Here is an 18,856-nt window from a genome sequence, read left to right as displayed (position 1 = left end):
TAAGCTGTTTTGTCTAGAGGAAGAGCCTAATTTCTCTATATTAAAGAAAGCCAAGACTGTTGCTTCTCTTATTGAATACCTAACCGCAAAATATCCTCACAATGACTATTGTATGTATTTGTCCACGTAAAATAGCTTCCATCCAACGCACATCCATCAGACAATTGGATATGTCCGACTCTTCTTTAACACGATCCTCCATCACAAGTTGAATGACTCCAAACTGCAACGAGACCCCTCTATCAAAAAGCTGCCCTTTTAAAGAAAACCAGCCCGGGGATGGGCCACATTATATATCAAGCTATCGGAAAAGAACAGTTGATGATTTATACTAAAAATAACAGGAAATAATCTCATATAGAGGTGGAAGTATATGCCTAAAATTGACAATATGTTAGCGATTCTATGGATGCTTCGTTCAGGTGAAAAAATTACTGCAAAGCAAATTTCAGAAAAGTTAGAGATGAATATAAGGACTGTGTATCGTTATATTGATACAATTTCAACAAGTGGTGTACCTATAATTTCAGAACCAGGACATAACGGTGGATACACTTTATTGAACAATTTTATTGAGGCGCCTCTTTTTTTTGATTTTGAGGAGCAAACTTCACTATTTCACGCTGCTGTTTTTGCAGAAGAAGCCGGATATTATGGAGGTGAAGCACTAAATAGGGCTATTTCAAAACTAAGTAAATACTCAAATCAAGAGCAGGAAACAAAGATAAACCAACATTTAACTAGTCTTGAAGTAATAAGTCAATTAAGTTCACTCTCTATGGAACCTTTTTTGAAGGAGTTGGAGCAGGCCGTAGCTGACGGGTACTCTGTAAAAATTCTTTACCATAAAAGTGGCGAAAAGCAATTAAATGATAGATTGGTCGATCCGTATAGAATTATCTATTGGAATAATAAGTGGTATGTGATTGCATTTTGTCATCTTAGAAATGATATCCGTAGTTTTAGAGTAGATCGAATCGAGAGTCTAATGCTCACCGAAAATAAGTTTAACCGGCCAGAAAATTTTTCAGCACGTGACTTTTTTATAAAAAGCCTTCTCCCAGCTATAGACGATAAGGAAGGGATTATTTCTTTAGTTATTAATGGGGATAAAAGTGTGTTGGCTGATATTTGCCAACATTGGTTTTTAGGACATTATTTACAAGAACGGACTTCAAATCAAGCAGTCTTTCTTCTTGAAAAAGATGTGATCCATACGTATGTACCTTATTTACTTTTACCGTACAATAAATCTATTAAAGTTATTGAGCCAATAAGTCTTAAGAAAAGACTTATTGAAGTTCTGTCGGAATTAATAAATTTTCATCAAGTATGAAAACTTCCCTGACGTTAACTGTCAGGGAAGTTTTATTATACTAGCTATATCAATTGTGATTGGAGTGTTATTGGATGCAAACAAGAAGGGCTTTTCTATATGTATTTAATACAATGTCGGACTGGGAATATGGATATTTAATTGCTGAACTAAACTCAGGAAGATATTTCAAAAAAGATTTAGCACCTTTAAAAGTAATTACAGTAGGAGCTAATAAAGAAATGATTACTACAATGGGAGGAGTGAGCATAAAACCGGATATTTTCCTTGATGAATGTACTCTTGAGAGGAAAGATCTTTTAATCTTACCAGGAGGGACTACTTGGAGTGAAGAAATTCATCAGCCTATTTTAGAAAGAATTGGCCAAGCTTTAAAGATTGGCACGATTGTGGCTGCAATTTGCGGTGCAACAGAGGGCCTCGCGAATATGGGATACTTAGATACTAGAAAGCATACAAGTAATAACTTGGAATATACTAAAATGGTATGTCCTAACTATAAAGGAGAAAAGTTCTATGAGTTGGGATCTGCGGTATCTGATGGGAATTTAGTTACTGCATCGGGAATAGCTCCTCTGGAATTTGCCATGGAGGTACTGAAAAATATAGATGTATTTACATCAGATGCATTACATTCATGGTATAACCTAAATAAGACTCAAAGACCTGAATACTTCTTCCAGTTAATGAATTCAATAAATAAATGAAGTAACTGAAAAGCTCAATTCCTCTATTTAGATTTGTGGAGAAGTTAAGCTTATTAATCTGGAATTTCTCTATCGTTGTAAATCCGCATTATTACTGATGCTACCTCTAATAGAGTTACCCCGAGCCCGTAAGTTGGTTCGGTTTTTTTATGATTTTTTTGAACAACATTGAATGAAAAAGACTGTTTTTGAATATTATCAAATAAATATTGATTGAATTTGAATGTTTTTGATTGATTTATGTAAGGGCTTTCGCTACAATGTGGTCATAAGGCACTATTTATTGGAGGTGCGCAGATGCTTACACCAGAGCGCCACGGCAAGATTCTTGCCATGATTGAAGAAAAAGAAATCGTTAATATCCAGGAGCTCGTTGATGCTACCCATTCTTCTGAATCTACAATTCGAAGAGATTTAAGCCAGCTTCATAAAGAAAAAAAGCTAAAACGGGTTCACGGCGGAGCAGAACTTCTTCATCAAAAGGGAACAGAGCCGAATATCGCGCAAAAGGCAGATATTAACCTTGAGGAAAAGCAAAAAATAGGGAAGTTTGCAGCAGGCCTTGTGAAGGACGGAGACCGGATTTTCCTGGATGCCGGAACTACTGTGCTGCAAATGATTCGCTATCTTGAAGGCAAGGACATATTAGTTGTAACAAATGGCCTTACCCATATTGAAGAGCTTTCCCAATATCAGATTCCTGCCTATTTAATAGGCGGTTATGTAAAGCAGACAACAAGAGCACTGATCGGTGCACGGGCTACCTCAAGCTTGAGTGAATACCGTTTTGATAAATGTTTTATGGGTGTCAATGGCATTCATGCTGAATCAGGCTATACAACACCTGACCCTGAGGAGGCAGCAGTAAAGACAACTGCCATCCGCTGCTCACAAACGGCTTATATGCTTGCAGACCGCAGCAAATTTGATGAAACCGCGTTTGCAAAAATTGCGGACCTGCACGAGGCCATCGTGATTACGAATGAACTTGATGAGGATTTGCTTGAAGAATATGCTGAAAAAACAGAGATAAAGGTTGTGAGCACATCATGATTTATACATGTACATTGAATCCTTCTATTGATTACTTCATTCAGCTGGAAGAATTTCAATTAGGAAGTCTGAATCGTTCAAAGGAAACGCAGCTTTTCCCGGGCGGAAAAGGCATTAACGTTTCAAGAGTAGCGAAACGGCTGGGAACGGAAAGTACGGCCCTTGGTTTTGCGGGAGGGTTCACAGGTGAATTCTTAAAAAACTTCCTTCAATCAGAATCAATAGCAGCAGATTTTGTTGAGGTCCTTGATAATACAAGAATCAACGTCAAGCTAAAAACCGGAATGGAAACAGAAATTAATGCTTCAGGTCCTATTATTACAGGCGGGCAGCAGGAGCAGCTGATTTCAAAAATAAACCAGCTGGAAAAAGGCGATTTACTTGTTCTTGCCGGAAGCATTCCTTCCTCAATGCCTCTGACATTTTACAGCAAGCTTTCTGAAATCTGCAAAAATGCAGGCGCAGAGACAGTAATTGATACGACTGGTCCGGCACTGGAGGAAACATTTCAATTCGAACCGCTTTTAATTAAGCCGAACCATCACGAGCTGGGAGAGCTGTTTCACACAAAAGTGTCCACGGTAAATGAAGCCGCTTACTTTGGAAAAAGGCTTATCAGCTTAGGTGTCCGGAACGTCATTGTATCAATGGCTGGTGAAGGAGCAGTATTTATTAATCAAGATCAGGTTCTAAAAGCTGCTGTTCCAAAGGGAATCCTAAAGAATTCTGTAGGTGCAGGAGATTCGGTTGTAGCAGGGTTCCTGGCGTCTTATACAAAATTTGGTGATTATGAGGAAGCGTTTCGGGCTGGAACAGCCGCAGGAAGTGCGACAGCTTTTTCGCATGATCTTTGTACAAAGGAAGAAGCAGAAAAACTGCTCGAACAAGTAAAAATAGAGAAAATTGGATGAGGAGGCTATAAGATGAGAATTACAGATTTGCTGACTAAAGATACCATCCTGCTGGATTTATCTGCGGCTTCAAAAGAAGCAGTGATTGACGAACTTGTAAATAAGCTGGATCATGCCGGAAAACTGAATGATCGTGAATTATATAAAGAGGCGATTCTTGCCCGTGAAGGACAAAGCACAACAGGAATTGGAGAGGGCATTGCTATCCCTCATGCCAAAACGAGTGCTGTGAAAAGTCCTGCTATTGCATTCGGCCGTTCGAAAACCGGCATCGATTACGAGGCTTTAGATGGGCAGCCAAGTCATTTGTTCTTTATGATTGCAGCTGGAGAGGGTGCAAATAATACCCATTTAGAAACACTCTCTTCTTTGTCAAGCTTCCTCATGGACCCTGAATTCAGAAAGAAATTGGAGGAAGCAAGAACAGAAAATGAAGTGCTGGAAGCCATCAATTCAAAAGAGGATGCGATGTCTGAAGAGGAGGAGGAATCTGTATCGGATTCAGCTGAACAGCTGGTTCTCGCTGTGACAGCCTGTCCAACCGGGATTGCTCATACGTACATGGCGGCTGACGCTCTGAAAGCTAAAGCAAAAGAAATGGGCGTTATGATCAAAGTAGAAACGAATGGTTCAAGCGGAGTGAAGAATCTGTTAACGCAGGATGAAATTGAAAGGGCTTCCGCGATCATCGTAGCTGCAGACAAGCAGGTGGAGATGGAGCGTTTTGACGGCAAGCATGTAATAGAAGTACCGGTTGCCCAGGCAATCAGAAAGCCGCAGGAGCTAATCGAACGTGCCCTGAAACAGGATGCTTCTACTTATAAAAGCAGCCAAGGCAGCTCGCAAAAGAGCAATGAGGGCCAAAAAGAAAAAGGACAGAGAACGGGATTTTATAAGCATTTAATGAATGGTGTATCCAATATGCTCCCATTTGTAGTAGGGGGAGGTATACTGATTGCGATTTCCTTCATGTTCGGAATTAACTCCGCAAATCCTAAAGACCCAAGCTATAATCAAATCGCAGAAATTTTGAATACCATCGGCGTAGGAAATGCATTTAAATTAATGATTCCGATCCTGGCAGCATTCATCGCCATGAGTATTGCCGACAGACCCGGTTTTGCACCAGGAGCAGTTGGAGGCCTGCTTGCTTCTAGTGGAGACGCAGGCTTCCTTGGGGGACTGATTGCCGGTTTCCTTGCCGGATATATCGTTTTATTTCTAAAAAAGGCATTCAGCCGGTTACCGAATGCACTCGAAGGAGTTAAACCAGTTTTGCTTTATCCGCTGTTCGGGATTCTATTTACAGGAGTCATCATGATCGTAGTGGTAATTCCACCGGCAAAAGCGTTAATGAATCTTCTTGACGGCTGGTTAATAGGGATGGGTACAGGAAACCTAATCCTTCTTGGATTAATTCTTGGAGGCATGATGGCGGTAGATATGGGCGGACCGTTGAACAAAGCGGCTTACACATTCGGTCTTGCGATGATTGACGCTGGAAACTTTGCTCCTCATGCAGCTATTATGGCTGGAGGAATGGTACCTCCGCTTGGTATGGCTCTTGCAACAACGTTTTTTAAAAGTAAATTTACGAAGCAGGAAAGGGAAGCAGGGAAAACGGCATACATTATGGGAGCTACCTTTATTACGGAAGGAGCGATCCCGTTTGCTGCTGCAGATCCAGGAAGGGTCATACCAGCATCGGTGATTGGCGCAGCGACAGCCGGAGCGCTATCGATACTGTTTAACATCAAGCTTCCTGCACCTCATGGAGGGGCATTTGTAATTCCAGTTGTAGATGGCAATCCGTTCTTGTATATTGTCGCCATCCTTATCGGAGCAGCTGTAACAGCTCTTATCATTGGATTCTGGAAAAAGCCTATAAAATAAATGGCGAAAGAGGCTGCGGAAAATACTCCGCAGCCTCTTTTTTGTATTCCGCATGTTTCTCTAAATTAAAGGGTAATGGGTTAGGAAGAATATTTATTGTGAAATAAGTTACCTTTTTTCCTGAATTTTAAATATTCTAAATAGACTAAGTCGTTAGAAATAGGTACAATGAATTATATCGAATGGTAGGACCTTACTAAAAAACCAGACTCGCATTTGAGGCAAGTCTGGTTTTACTGAGCCTATTCGAATATTGTCAGCATCTTATGGCTGTGCTACAAATAATGTAAGTCAATTAAGGAGATTAGAGTCTAATAAGAATGGAGAACTAGTTATTGTCGAAAAATACCTGTTATTTTAGGGTGATATAATAATTACCATCTATTAAAGTCTTTAGCTGCTTTATAATGAAGAAATCCTTGCTGCACGGAATACCATTCACTCTTAGAGTGCTGTTCAAAAGAAACAGTAAGAACTTTAAGTCCAGTTTCCTTCTGAATGGCTTTTAAATCGCTCATCTGATTTTTAGACCAAGCATCTTTAGATACAACATTGTGGTTAAAATTCTCCCACATAATCGCATCTACATATTTTTTACTCGTACTTTTGAGAGTCTCCATTCCCCAATTCTGGATAATTCCAAGAGCTGGGTAGGCGTTTTTTACACTTTTCAGCAACTCCTCAAGACCTGCGCGCTGTTTAGCAAGTTCGCCAGGATTTTCACTGAAATAATCATCTATATTTCCAACGGTGTCAAAAAAGACGCCGTCCATATTTTTACTGTAAACTTGGGCTTCAATTTCAGAAAGCAGCAATTGTCTGAAGTGCGGGGAAGCCATATTCATCAGATAGGAATCCCATTGCTGAATAAAATATCTCTGATTCGATTGCTGATAATAATCGTCATGCTGAAGTTTTTCCAAAAATGCGGTATTCCAATTATCAGCTTCCATCGAGTTGATGTAGCCGAATACTTTCGTACCACTTGCCTTAATCTTTTCGATTTGGGTTTTGGTGTAAAGAAGGGGCTCTATTATGACAAGGTCATAAGCCTTCATCTTATTGATGATAGCCGGGGTGGGAGCATCGTAGAAAATTTTGTAGGTTTTCACGTCATCAAACACTCCATTTGCAGCAGAAACATTTTGGACAGAAGCAGCGGGAGAAGAAGTCGTTAAAGCAGAAGCAGCGGGAGATAAAGAAATAATACTAGATACAGCAAAAAAAACCAATACAAAAAATCTGATTACGTTATTCATTTGTAATCCCTCCGTTTTTTAACGAGGGATGGTAGCTTCGCAGGCTGGCGATCGGTACTTCTTTGTAGAAGTCGACGACCCATGCCTTTGCGTCCTTGCTTTTCAGCAAGTTTGCCCATCACCTTTTGTCCTAATCATATCAGCCTATTTTTCTTAACTCAACCTATTTTTTATAAAAGGCAGTGATTCTAATGATCTATAGACAAACTAATACTATTCTAAAAATAACTGAAGCGATTGGACTATCCGTCTTGAGCATCATTCTGATTTTCCTCTTTTCGGACAGTCTTCCTGTGCTGAATGAGGTGCTTTGGTCTGTTATAATTGTCCTTATTTCTATGAGATATGGCTTATATTTTGGATTAATCCCCTTCTTTATCGCCTTTTTCACCTCGCTTGCTTATGAATATCAAAGCGGCGAGGATCTATATCTGTATCTGACAGACTTCAATCATATGCTTCCGCTGGTGCTTTTCTTTTTCCTTCTTCTATTTACTGGACTTTCAAGTAAATCCCATAAAGAAAGATATTCTGATATAACATATTTATATGAAGAAATTTCAGAGGATAAAAAGCTTCTGGAAGAAACATTAGACGAAGCATTATCTGTAAATGAGAGTTATAGAAGGAGATTTTTAGAATCAGAGGATCAATATGCAGAAATGTATGAAATGATCACGGCGCTTCATTTTACAGATTCGGACACGATTTTTAATGAAATGGTGCGTATTGTTAACCAGAAATTTAAAGGGAGCCAGCTCGTTTTATATCTAATCTCCAATCACGGTGATTCAATCCGTTCCAAAATAAATACAAACAGGGATGGAAAGCTGAAATCGAATTATTGGATGGATGAAATGCCTTCTCTGTTAACTAAAGTGATGCAGGAATCTTCTCATGTGCTGTTCAGATCACGGGAAGATGATTCTGCCTCCCCGGTACTCGCAGGTCCGGTTTTTATTTATGGAGAGAAGAGGTATATACTGGCGGTGGATGGCATTGATTTAAAGGCTTGCACAGCTCAGCAAGTTCAGTGGCTTGACTGGTGCTTAAAGTGGATGGGCACAAGACTCGGTTTTGCCTATAAATATGAGCGGGAGCAAAATCAGCATGAAAGATATCCTGGTACGGGGATCTTTCAGCTTGCTTCCTTTTTTAAACGATTTAATGCAGAGCTTGAAAGGGCAGAAAAGATCGGGCAGCCCTTTGTTATATTCGAACTGAATACAGCCGGCCATAATTTGAGTGAGATCGATCTCTTAATGAAAAACCAGCTAAGGGAGCTTGATACAGCGGGGTGGGATGAAGAGATGGAAGTTCTTTATGTGCTCCTGCCAGGTGTAGAACCTGTAAATGAAAAGGCAGTGAAAGAAAGATTGCAGAGAGCTCTTGCAAAAGAGGTGGATTCGTTAAAATGATATGGATTTTTGCCGCAGGGTCTCTTTTAGGAATTACCGCATCCATTCTTTTGTCCAAATTTTACTATGTCAAAAAAATTGAACAGAATCAGTATGGTCTTCTTATATTATGGATTCTTCTTTCATTCTCAGTTCCTGTGCTTGGTTTCGTGTATGGGTGGTTTTTGCTTTTAGCATACATGAGAAAACAGGATGACACCTTTATGGAGGAATATTCAAGCTATATTCATAATAAGGTATACAATTTTGAAAGTTTGAGAGAAACTTTGAGGCAGGATCGTGAATTGCTTAACATGACCAGCCACAGTACGGAAAATACGTGGATGATGAAAAATCTCTTGCTGCATATGTCGAATGAAAATACGGTCAATCAGGAAAAAATCATTAAAAAGGGTCTTAACCATCCTGATATGGAGGCTGTGCATTATGCAGCAACCATCACAAATGTTCTTCACGATCGGTTATCAAATCTTATCCAGCAGCAAAAAAAAGAAAAGGTCACGGACCGGCCGTCCTCTTACCGGCAGCTGCTGGACTCCTATCAGGATTATCTTTCGAGCGAATTGCTTTCTTCTGCAATTCGAGAGAAAACCGAGGCTGAGTATGAAGTTTTTTTGAGAGAGGCAGCTGAAGCATTTCCAGATGATCCAAAGTATACAGAAGCACTTGGCTTGTATTTATTCGAAAAAAATCCTGACGAAGGAGAGCGTATTTTTGAAGGGCTTCTAGAGCAAAACCCTAATTCTGCTAACGTCATGTGGGGATGGCTGAAGATTTCCTATACAAAAGAAAGATGGGAGAGAGTTTTCGAACTGGCCGATCGGCTTAGAAACCATCCGGACTTGGTTTCTTTCCCGGGAAATCAGCAAGAAATTATCCGATATTTAGGAGGGGAACAAAAGTGAATGGACGAATTCCCCGTTTTGCTATTTTTACATTTGGAGCAGTCATTCTATTGCTTGCAGGAGTTTTATTTATGAATTCAGATCATTTTTATTCCAACTTGCCGCTTAGCCCAAATGAGAAGCCGGCAGAAAAAGTTTCCTATATGAATTCGAGTAATCCGGATAAGAAGGCCGGGAATATGAAAATCTATTTAACCGAGCCTGAAAAGGGAGATAAGCTAAGTGAAGGAACATTTTTCAATATAAAAAAAGCACTGGAATATGCGAAAATTCAGTATCAGGTCATTGCTGCTGAAAAAGCAGGCACCCAAAAACCATCCCCGTATACTCTGCTTATTTTAACGGGAGAGAATACAGCCCGCTGGGATTTTAATTTGATTGAACGATTTGTAAATGACGGCGGCCGGCTTTTTTTAGCAAACCGGTTTTCTGATGCTGAATGGAATGAATTGCTCGGTATAAAGAAAGCGGATGGATTTGCTGACGAAGTAAAAGGCATTACATTTTCAGATTCGTTTTTTAAAGGTTATCCTGACCTGGATTCAAATTCGAACTATTTCTCTAACAGCATGCTGAAAACAGAGCTGCAGCCTGATGCAAAGACTTATATGTCCGCTGGATCGCTTCCTTTACTGTGGACTCGTGACGCAGGCTCAGGCAGGGTTGTAAACTGGAACGGGACAAGCCTGCAGGATAAAAGTACACGCGGCCTGATTGTTCAATCAATTAGTCTCGCTTTCCCTGCATTTGTCTCTGGACAAATGGGAGGAAAAGTCATGTATATAGATGATTTTCCAGCCCCGATTGCTGAAGCAGAGTCAAAAAAAATCAGGAAGGAATATGGTATGGCCTATCCTGAATTTTATAAAAAAATATGGTGGCCGGACATGAAAGAAATCAGTCAAAATTATGAATTTCCATACACTGGTGCCATTATCGGGACGTACCTTGACAAGCCCCGCCTTTTAACCGGACAGCTGATGGAAATGAATCAGAAGGATTTGCTTGCCTATGGCAGGCAGCTGCTATCGATAAACGGAGAGCTTGCATTGCATGGGTATAACCATGAAGCACTAGTGACCAAAAAAGAGCCGATTTCCTCTGAGTTTGGATACCGCTACTGGGAGTCTCAATCAGAGATGGAGAGTTCGCTCCTTGAACTTAGAGGTGTTCAGGAGGAGCTTTTTCCTGATCAAAAGCTAAAGACCTATGTTCCGCCATCCAATTTGCTGAATCGATCCGGAATCTCTGCTTTAAGACACACCATGCCGGATTTGGAGGTCCTTTCAAGTCTTTATACTGGTGACCCTTCCAATGGGAGTTTAATTCAGGAATTTGGCTATGATTCTGTTTATACGGATTTATATCATTTTCCAAGAATTAATAGCGGCTATACGTTTACAAAAGAGGATCAGTTTCAGCTGACGGATGCTATAGCAAACATGGGGGTATTCTCCCATTTTATTCATCCGGACGATGTACTGGATGAAGACCGCTCCAAAAATGCAAGCTGGAAAAGTTTAAAGGGAGAGTATGTGAATATGCAGGAGTTTCTTGCAAAAAACTTTGAATACGTAAAAGGCTATAAACAAATAGATGCAAAAAAACGAATGGCTGCCTATCAGGAAGGTCAATGGTCAATTTCCTATAAAGAAAACGGGGTGGAGATTCACGGCTATCACGTCCCTCAGCCTTCTCTGTTTTATTTAAGGCTGGAGCAGGGGAAAAAACTGAAAGAGGGAAGTTATCCGTTCGGGAAAATTGAAGAGCGGCAGCCTGGACTGTACTTATTACACATGAACAAGCCGGATGCTGTCATTGAATGGGAAGAGGCGAGCAGGAAATGAGAGTAGGAATGATCGCTGAAGGGAGTTATCCTTACGTAAGCGGCGGAGTATCAAGCTGGATCCATACCTTGATTACCGGAATGGAAGATATCAAATTCTCTCTTTTTACGATTACTCCAGAAAAGAAAAAGAATAGTGAACTGAAATATTCACTTACGAAGAATACCGTTCATCATCAAAATGTGGAATTAATAACGGATCTTCCGGATAAGAAGGTAAAATCCAATCTTACAGAAGCAGAACTGTCGCTTCTGTTCAAATGGTTTACCTTCCAAACGCTGGATCCTAAGGCACTGCTTATACTTGGGAATCAGGAAAAAATGGGGTCGGTGGAAGAATTTTTTGAAAGCGAGTCTTTTTACACTCTAGTGCAAGAATGCTATGAATATGAGGAGCTGTATGGGTCATTCCTTGATTATATGTGGATGTGGAAATCCATGTATACACCGGTCATGCATCTTCTCCAGCAGGATTACAGCAAAGTCGATGTCATTCATTCAGCTTCAACCGGATATGGAGGGTTAATCGGGTCCTATATATCCATTGTACAAAACATTCCTTTTATCATTACGGAGCATGGAATCTATTCGAGGGAGAGGGAAGAGGAAATCCTTCAATCATCATGGATTCCAGTCATATACAAAAAAAGGTGGATTCGTTTTTTTCATCATCTTTCCAGGATTGCCTACGAACAGGCAGAGGACGTTATCACGCTGTTTGAAAAAAACCGCGGCTATCAGCTGGAGCTCGGGGCTCCGGCTGAGAAAACGGCGATTGTTCCAAATGGAATAGACATCAATACCTCGTTAACTCTTCAAGGAAAGAAGCCGGTTTTTCATATTGGAGCTATCGTTAGAATTGTACCGATCAAGGATATAAAAACGATGATCTATGCGGCCAATACGTTAAGAAGATGGGGATATGCGTTTCATTGGTCTATTTTAGGGTCAGATGAAGAATTACCCGAGTATGCACAGGAATGCAAGGATTTAGTTGTCAGTCTTGAGCTTGAGCAATGGGTTACGTTTACCGGCAAGGTGAATGTTCAGGATTACCTGCTGTCCTTCGATGTATGTGTTTTGACCAGTTTGTCAGAGGGGCAGCCGCTGGCTATTTTAGAGGGAATGGCGGCATCCAGGCCATGGGTGGCAACGGATGTAGGAAGCTGCAGAGAACTCATCGAGGGAAGAGAAGAAGATCCTTACGGCGCTTGCGGCTTTGTCATCCCCCCGATTCAGCCCGAGGAGCTCGCGGATCGATTGAGGTGGTTTATGAATCACCCGGAACTTCTTGAACGAATGGGGAAAAATGGACTTAATCGTGTGAAGAATGACTATCTTCTATCGGATGTGATTACTTTTTACAGAAATTTATATGTAAAGAGAGGTGAAAACGTTGGCCGGCATCGGATTCCAGCTGCAAAAATTATTTAAAGAAGATTATTATTCTTCCAGGCTAAAGGCCTATTTGTATTCTCTTTTTGTTACCGCGGGCCCGTGGCTGATTGTTATTTTCACCATTCTTATGCTGCAGGTCCTGCTGAAGACAGTCCCTGGGGTTAACGCGCTTAATAAACAGCTGTTTATGATTTCTGTCTCTTACTGCTTTATGTTTTCTCAGGTTCTATTTGGTTTTCAGCAGCTCGTTGTAACGAGGTATACGGCTGATTGCCTTTACGAAAAAAAAGAAGAAAAGGTATTTTCCTCTTATCTTGGTTTTTCGGCGGTGACGGCTGCCGCCGCCATCCTTTTATGGCTTATATTTGCCTTGCTGTCACCTCTCGAGTGGGAATATAAATTTATGATGCTGGGGTTATTTTTACTTCTTAACTTAATATGGATTATGCTGCTTTACCTATCGGGCGCCAAGAATTATCAATCCATTGCCTTAGCCTTTCTGGCGGGGGGGGTCTTGTCAGTCAGCTGCATGTTTATATTGCTGAAATGGAATCCATTCCCTCAAGGAGAATGGACGCCGGCATGGATTATGATGGGCAGTTTTACGGCTGGAATCGCAGTGACCTTTCTCTGGCTCGTGAATGCTATGCTGAAAACTTTCCCAAATCGGGCTGCGTCCATGCCATTTGAATACTTAACTTATTTTGATAAGTATCCGCAGCTTGCGTTTACAGGGATTTTTTATAATGCCGGGTTATGGGTGAGCAATTGGATTATATGGGTATCGGGCGGGCAATGGCTTTTAGATACCTTTCGTTACCACCCGGGATATGATACGGCCGTGTTTTATGCTTACTTAACGATATTGCCGTCATATGTCATTTTCGTCGTTTCCATTGAAACAAGATTTTATGAGAGATACCGGGATTTCTTTTCCTTCATAAATGATGGGGGGACGTTGACTCAGATCAGAAAGTCAAAAGCAAAAATGCTGCTTGTGCTTAAACAGGAGATTGAGAGGCTTGTCAGAAATCAAGGGTTTATTTCCCTGGCGGTTCTTTTTTTAGCTCTCTTTATATTCCCGCTGTTTTTTAATGCAGACCTCATATTAGGCATATTCCGGATTACACTGATTGGGGCTTTTTGCAACGGAATGACCATGATCATGATGCTTCTGCTGCTTTATTTTGATGACCGGAAGGGTGCTCTATTCACTTCCGCTGCCTTCTTCGGGGGGATTGCCCTGTTTACGCTGCTCATGCTTCCAGCAGGGGAAGCAGCCTATGGAGTCGGTTTTACAGTGGGCAGTCTGCTCAGCTTTGTTTACTCAGCGTTCAGACTGTTCCAATATGTTTCTAAGGCGGATTATTACGCTTTCTGCAAATCCCGCCATTCTCGTATTGAAGGCCCTTTCCACAATCTGTCCCGCCGGTTAAACCGATTGACAGGTGCTGAATAATGCATTCTCCAAAAAAAGGACTGTTTAGAAATTCAGTTTTCAAAAGTGCTGCGGCTGCAGTGTTGGACCTTCCACCAATCAGACTAACTCATAATTGTTCAAATTACCTTTTTAAACATACAAAACCCCCGGAATGCTCACTGCGTCCCGGGGGTTTCAATTTCTATCATTTCATCTCAGCAGGACTTATTTGACAGCCCCATTTTTCTTATAAAGATGCTTTTTTATCATCTGTTTCCTCTGTGTAACAATGCTCACTCGTCCTTTTGCAAAAACGGATCGCATTAATTTCTCCCCCTATGAGAATGACAAAGCCTGATAAATACAGCCAGGTCATTAGCACAATCACTCCTCCGACACTTCCGTATGTCGCCTGGTAGTTCCCGAATTGGCTGACATAAAGAGAGAAACCGAACGATATCAGCTGCCAGAGCAGCGTTCCGACAATGGCCCCTGGAATGACGTCCCTCGGCCTAAGACCAAGGTTTGGCGAAAAGTAATAAATGATGCCAAGAATTAATGCCATCAATACAAAGGCAATCAGCCATCGAATGACTGTAAATAAACTGTCAGTCAATGCGGTATCCGGAAATATGCTTTTAATTCCGGAAAGAAGGACATCCCCGAAAATAGGAAGGACAAGCGTAACCACTAAACCAAGCACAAGGCCGATGGTTAAAAGAATAGCCATCCCTCTAACCTTCCAGAATGCTCTTGATTCCTCCACCATATGCGCTTTATTTAATGATCTCATCACAGCATTTGTTGCATTCGATGCGGACCAGAGTGTACCGATGATTCCTAAGGAAAGCAGGCCCCCGTTGGGTGTTGAAAGGAGAGATGTGATTTGCTCCTCTAGCAGCTGGCCGGACTCTCCAGGTGCAAATTCCTGAACAAACTTCCCTACGGTTTGCGGATCAATTGAAAAATAGGGAAGCAGAGTAAGTGAAAAAATAAGAAGCGGGAAAAGGGACAGCAGGAAATAATAGGCAAGAACGGCTGCCAAATCCCCTAATTCGTGCTTTTGAATTCGATGAATAAGTTCCTTGATGAATGTCATATCTGGCCTCCTGTAGTAGGGTTCTTATGCTTATGTTACCCTGTGGAAAATCATTTTGAAACCTATGCTGGCTTTTGTACGGATAATTGGGGGATGTGAACTGTTCCACATTTATAGGGAGGGCCATATACTATTTTGAATATACAGAAGGGAGGCTAACAAAATGAGTGATGGCGGATATTGCGGAAATAACGGATTTGCTTTAGTAGTAGTTCTGTTTATTCTTTTGATTATCATCGGAGCTTCTTACGTCGGTGGCGGATCTTGTGGATCTTGCGGAACTTGTGGTGGATACGGCGGAGGATACGGCTGGTAATTTGTAAGAGCATGGAGCTTTACAGTATACAAGTTTTTAAAGCTGAATATGTTTTATAAACAAATCCCCGGAATGCTCACACAGCGTTCCGGGGATTTCAAGTTCATTTAATTCTTCTCAGCAGGACTTATTAGACATCCGGAGTTTAATGGTCTGTCTGTACAATTCATCCGGCTGAAGCATCCTGTAAAGCGGCTGCGTCGTTCGTTTCAGCGTTCTTCGCTTCTTTTTCATCATCCGGCTTTGCTTCCTCAGGAGCGGGATTACCGGCAATTCTGGAAGGGGGCGATTCGTTTCCTGAAGAATCAACCGCAGTTACATAGTATGAGGCTCCTGCTGTACCTATTGTGAGACCTGTTCCATCTGAAGCAGCTAAACTGGCGATTTTTACGAAGCTGCCGGTTCCGCCAGTGGACATATAGACTCGATATCCGAGAACATCAGAGTTATTGGAGCGGCTCCAATTCAGGGTGGCGCCGTCTATGGATACTCCGGTAATTTTGGATGGCTGGAGTCCATCCTCCTGAAGCGTACTGCCTGAATAGACAACCAGACCTCCTAAGTCGCTTGAATACTTATATAGGTCTTCAGGGGATTGGAATCCGAGCCGGTCTAGAAGGTCTTGTTTGATCATAGGACCCTCGTATACAAAATCTGCTGGTGCACTTGCTGGAACTTCAAAGGCTACACCATCCTTAAGAACGTACTTTCCCGTTTTCAGGCTGTCATCTACAGTGCCTGGCGCATATTTTACATTGAACAAATCAGATTTAACCAAGCCTGCCTGACGGCAAAGATCAGAAGGAAGGGCTCCGGATAAGGCGCAATAGGAGAATTCAGCAATTCCTTTTGGCATACTGAATGGCTCCTCCGGTGCAATCAGTTCCGGATTCTTTTCATATGCAGCATTCATAAGCGATGCCCAGATTTCCTGGCCACGCTGGCTGTAGGTTTTCCCTCGGTACGTACCAATTGTTGCATTGGTGTCATAGCCGATCCATGTCCCAAATGTTACGTTCGGGTTGGATGCAACAAACCAGGAGTCCTTTATATCCTGGCTCGTTCCCGTTTTTCCTGCCCAATCAGCCTTGAAATTTAAGAGACGTGGTACACTTTTTCCTGTACCATCTGACAGCACATCTCTAAGCATGTCAATTGTCAGATAGGCAGTCTGAGGGGAAAATACATCTTCAGTATCCATTTCATGCTGATAAATAACCGTTCCATCTGTTCTCTCGATACTCTCAATCAGGTACGCATTAATAAATTTTCCGTTGTTGGCAAAGGTTGAATAGGCATTCACGTTTTCTTCGACGGAGACATCACCGCCTCCGCCAAGTGGAAAAGAAGCGAAATCGTTTTTTTCGTCAGGAATTGATGTGATGCCCATCTTCTTTAAATACTTGATCGGCTTTGAAGGCATCAGCTTCTCATAGCCTCTGACAACCGCTACGTTATAGGATTTGGCCAATGCTTCCCTTGCACTTACCAGTCCATGGAATTTTCGGTCAAAGTTATTAGGCTTGTAAGAGTCACCCTTTACTTGCTTTTTCTCATAGGGAAGGTCAGCCAAATAGCTTCCGGGCTGCAGAAATCCTTCTTCGATCGCAGGCCCGTAAAATACGAGGGGTTTCATGGTTGACCCGATGGATCTTAGGGTTGAAGTGGCATGGTTAACTTGTTCCCTCTCATAATCGCGGCCACCGACGAAACTAAGAATTTTTCCTGTTTTGTTTTCCAGCAGCAAAGCGCCAAGTTCTATCGGTTCATTTACTGACTCCTGCTGCCCTGTATCAGGATTTTTCTTTTGCACGGTATTGACCTTGCCGTAGTCTTTATAATTTTTTGCTGCCTGCTGCATCGCTTCATATATATCTTTATTGATGGTTGTGTGAATGCGGTAGCCGTTTTGTCTTAGCTCGCGATCAGCAAGAGTCAGGTAGTCACTCTTTAATTTTGAATTACGTGAAAGATCCTCAGGCAGAAAGCCATCTTCATCCGCTAGATGCTCCATCAAAATCTCTTTTGCCCGTTTCTCAATTTCGTCTGTCAGGAAAGGATATTGCTGACGATGGCGGTTTTCATTCCCTTTTTTAAACTGTGAAGAGATATCCTCTGAAGAAGCGCTTTCATATTCACTCATGGTAATAGCTTTTTCGCTAAGCATCCGGCGAAGGACGGTTTTCATGCGATTGATGCCTGGAGACAGATCTTTTTTCAAAGTTCCTTCATTCGTATAAGGTGTATAAGCAAAGGGACTTTGAGGCATTCCGGCAATAAATGCCGCTTGAGCAATACTAAGATTCTTTGCGCTCACACCAAATATTCCCTGGGCAGCCGTTTCGGCTCCCGCAATGTTGCGTCCTGAGTTATCCCGCCCGAAATCCGCCATATTTAAATAGGCTTCGAGAATTTCTTCTTTTTCAAAAAAACGCTCTAAGCGAAGGGCAAGCAAAATTTCTTTTGCTTTACGGTCAAAAGAAACTTCATTCGTAAGAACCTGATTCTTAATCAGCTGCTGAGTCAGTGTGCTTCCGCCGCTCTGCATATTGGCGTTCGTAAATTCCTGATAAAGTGCTCTGAAAATCGCTTTCGGAACCACTCCATCATGTTCATAAAAAAATTCATCCTCAGTTGCAATGATGGCGTCTTTTAAATGAGGAGAAATATCATGAAGTTTTACTTTTGTTCTGAAAAGATCAGATCTTAGCTTACCAACCAATTCATTGTTATCAAAATAAACTTCTGTCGTTTCTTCATAATTATTGATGTCTTTTTTCAATTCATTGTAGCTAATAATATCTTCATTCTTTACAAGAGAGGCAAAGTAACCGGCTCCTGCGCTTCCGGCGAAAATGACGAAAGTACCAATTAGTATAAGGGCGATGAGGGTCATATTCCATAAAACCCCGTAAGCAATCCGCAGTCTTTTTTTCAAAATTTCCTGTTTAGCAGAATCCCAAGACCATTTCTGTATCCATTTCTCCATTCCAATCCTCCCCCTTGAAGCAAAAATATTATAACACAAAATTAACTGAAAATTTGTATCATTTGTCGCAAAAACAGATTTGACATAATGGCCTGTATTGTGGTAAAAATTCAATATGTGAATATTGAGCAACGACTGGATTACAGTAACAGCTGTTTCCCTGTTTCAGAGAACTGATGGTTGGTGAAAATCAGTACATAAACAGACTGTGAATTACATTCCATGAGCATCTGAAGCTGCAATACGCGGCTGAAGACGGCTGCGGCCGTTATCTGATTGAGCGAAGAATGGTTATTTGTTGAACTA

At 41.5% G+C, this 18,856-nt stretch carries 13 protein-coding genes, 1 pseudogene, 1 riboswitch and 1 other annotated feature (1 of these 16 running past the window's edge); of the genes and pseudogenes, 11 read left to right on the top strand and 3 right to left on the bottom strand.

Translation table 11 applies throughout. The annotated features are described in order from the left end of the window. The first annotated feature begins 373 nt into the window (after positions 1-373). The 5 genes from AS29_RS03970 (at position 374) to AS29_RS03950 (ending at position 5,900) form a co-directional block, all read left to right on the top strand. Positions 374-1,336: a helix-turn-helix transcriptional regulator gene (locus AS29_RS03970; RefSeq protein WP_035409520.1), complete on the top strand. Its 963-nt coding sequence runs from the start codon at positions 374-376 to the stop codon at positions 1,334-1,336. A gap of 74 nt (positions 1,337-1,410) precedes the next feature. Beyond that, positions 1,411-2,043 (top strand): type 1 glutamine amidotransferase family protein, encoded by a 633-nt coding sequence (locus tag AS29_RS03965; protein WP_035409518.1) that lies wholly within the window; start codon positions 1,411-1,413, stop codon positions 2,041-2,043. Between the two features lie 297 nt (positions 2,044-2,340). Continuing rightward, on the top strand, positions 2,341-3,096 hold the full coding sequence (locus tag AS29_RS03960; RefSeq protein WP_035409516.1) for a DeoR/GlpR family DNA-binding transcription regulator: 756 nt from the start codon (positions 2,341-2,343) through the stop codon (positions 3,094-3,096). Beyond that, positions 3,093-4,007, top strand: coding sequence for a 1-phosphofructokinase (gene pfkB / locus AS29_RS03955; RefSeq protein ID WP_035409514.1), 915 nt, complete (start codon positions 3,093-3,095; stop codon positions 4,005-4,007). Before AS29_RS03960 ends, pfkB begins: the two co-directional genes overlap by 4 nt. Positions 4,008-4,019: 12 nt before the next feature. Next, a complete protein-coding gene (locus AS29_RS03950; RefSeq protein ID WP_035409512.1) occupies positions 4,020-5,900 on the top strand; it encodes a PTS fructose transporter subunit IIABC in 1,881 nt (626 codons plus the stop codon). Between the two features lie 374 nt (positions 5,901-6,274). Here AS29_RS03950 and AS29_RS03945 read toward each other — a convergent pair whose 3' ends face one another. Next, positions 6,275-7,159, bottom strand: coding sequence for a putative glycoside hydrolase (locus AS29_RS03945; protein ID WP_051860752.1), 885 nt, complete (start codon positions 7,157-7,159; stop codon positions 6,275-6,277). A 35-nt stretch (positions 7,160-7,194) separates the two neighbouring features. Next, a riboswitch (cyclic di-GMP riboswitch) is annotated at positions 7,195-7,285 on the bottom strand. A gap of 65 nt (positions 7,286-7,350) precedes the next feature. Between AS29_RS03945 and AS29_RS03940 the strand changes: the two genes are divergently transcribed. The 5 genes from AS29_RS03940 to pelG are packed head-to-tail and all read left to right on the top strand — an operon-like array spanning position 7,351 to position 14,185. Continuing rightward, the gene (locus AS29_RS03940; RefSeq protein ID WP_035409510.1) at positions 7,351-8,577 is read left to right on the top strand and encodes a hypothetical protein; all 1,227 of its coding nucleotides are present in this window, start codon (positions 7,351-7,353) and stop codon (positions 8,575-8,577) included. Next, positions 8,574-9,482, top strand: coding sequence for a tetratricopeptide repeat protein (locus tag AS29_RS03935; RefSeq protein WP_035409508.1), 909 nt, complete (start codon positions 8,574-8,576; stop codon positions 9,480-9,482). Before AS29_RS03940 ends, AS29_RS03935 begins: the two co-directional genes overlap by 4 nt. Continuing rightward, positions 9,479-11,329: a DUF2194 domain-containing protein gene (locus AS29_RS03930; protein WP_051860751.1), complete on the top strand. Its 1,851-nt coding sequence runs from the start codon at positions 9,479-9,481 to the stop codon at positions 11,327-11,329. Before AS29_RS03935 ends, AS29_RS03930 begins: the two co-directional genes overlap by 4 nt. Continuing rightward, complete coding sequence (pelF, locus tag AS29_RS03925; protein WP_035409504.1) at positions 11,326-12,762, top strand: GT4 family glycosyltransferase PelF; 1,437 nt, start codon at positions 11,326-11,328, stop codon at positions 12,760-12,762. The genes AS29_RS03930 and pelF overlap by 4 nt, the downstream gene beginning before the upstream one ends. After that, positions 12,725-14,185, top strand: coding sequence for an exopolysaccharide Pel transporter PelG (gene pelG / locus AS29_RS03920; protein ID WP_035409502.1), 1,461 nt, complete (start codon positions 12,725-12,727; stop codon positions 14,183-14,185). The genes pelF and pelG overlap by 38 nt, the downstream gene beginning before the upstream one ends. A 208-nt stretch (positions 14,186-14,393) precedes the next feature. Here pelG and AS29_RS03915 read toward each other — a convergent pair whose 3' ends face one another. Then, complete coding sequence (locus AS29_RS03915) at positions 14,394-15,245, bottom strand: YihY/virulence factor BrkB family protein (protein WP_051860750.1); 852 nt, start codon at positions 15,243-15,245, stop codon at positions 14,394-14,396. 163 nt (positions 15,246-15,408) lie between these two features. Between AS29_RS03915 and AS29_RS22005 the strand changes: the two are divergent. Then, positions 15,409-15,492: pseudogene (locus tag AS29_RS22005) on the top strand (YjcZ family sporulation protein); the annotation flags it as partial. Between the two features lie 235 nt (positions 15,493-15,727). Here AS29_RS22005 and AS29_RS03910 read toward each other — a convergent pair. Further along, on the bottom strand, positions 15,728-18,550 hold the full coding sequence (locus tag AS29_RS03910; protein ID WP_051860749.1) for a transglycosylase domain-containing protein: 2,823 nt from the start codon (positions 18,548-18,550) through the stop codon (positions 15,728-15,730). A 122-nt stretch (positions 18,551-18,672) separates the two neighbouring features. Next, positions 18,673-18,856, top strand: a binding site (T-box leader) (it continues 41 nt past the right edge of the window).

This window comes from Bacillus sp. SJS, assembly GCF_000732485.2.
Lineage (GTDB): Bacteria > Bacillota > Bacilli > Bacillales > Bacillaceae > Metabacillus_B > Metabacillus_B sediminis.
This window is presented reverse-complemented; position numbering and strand designations above follow the sequence as displayed.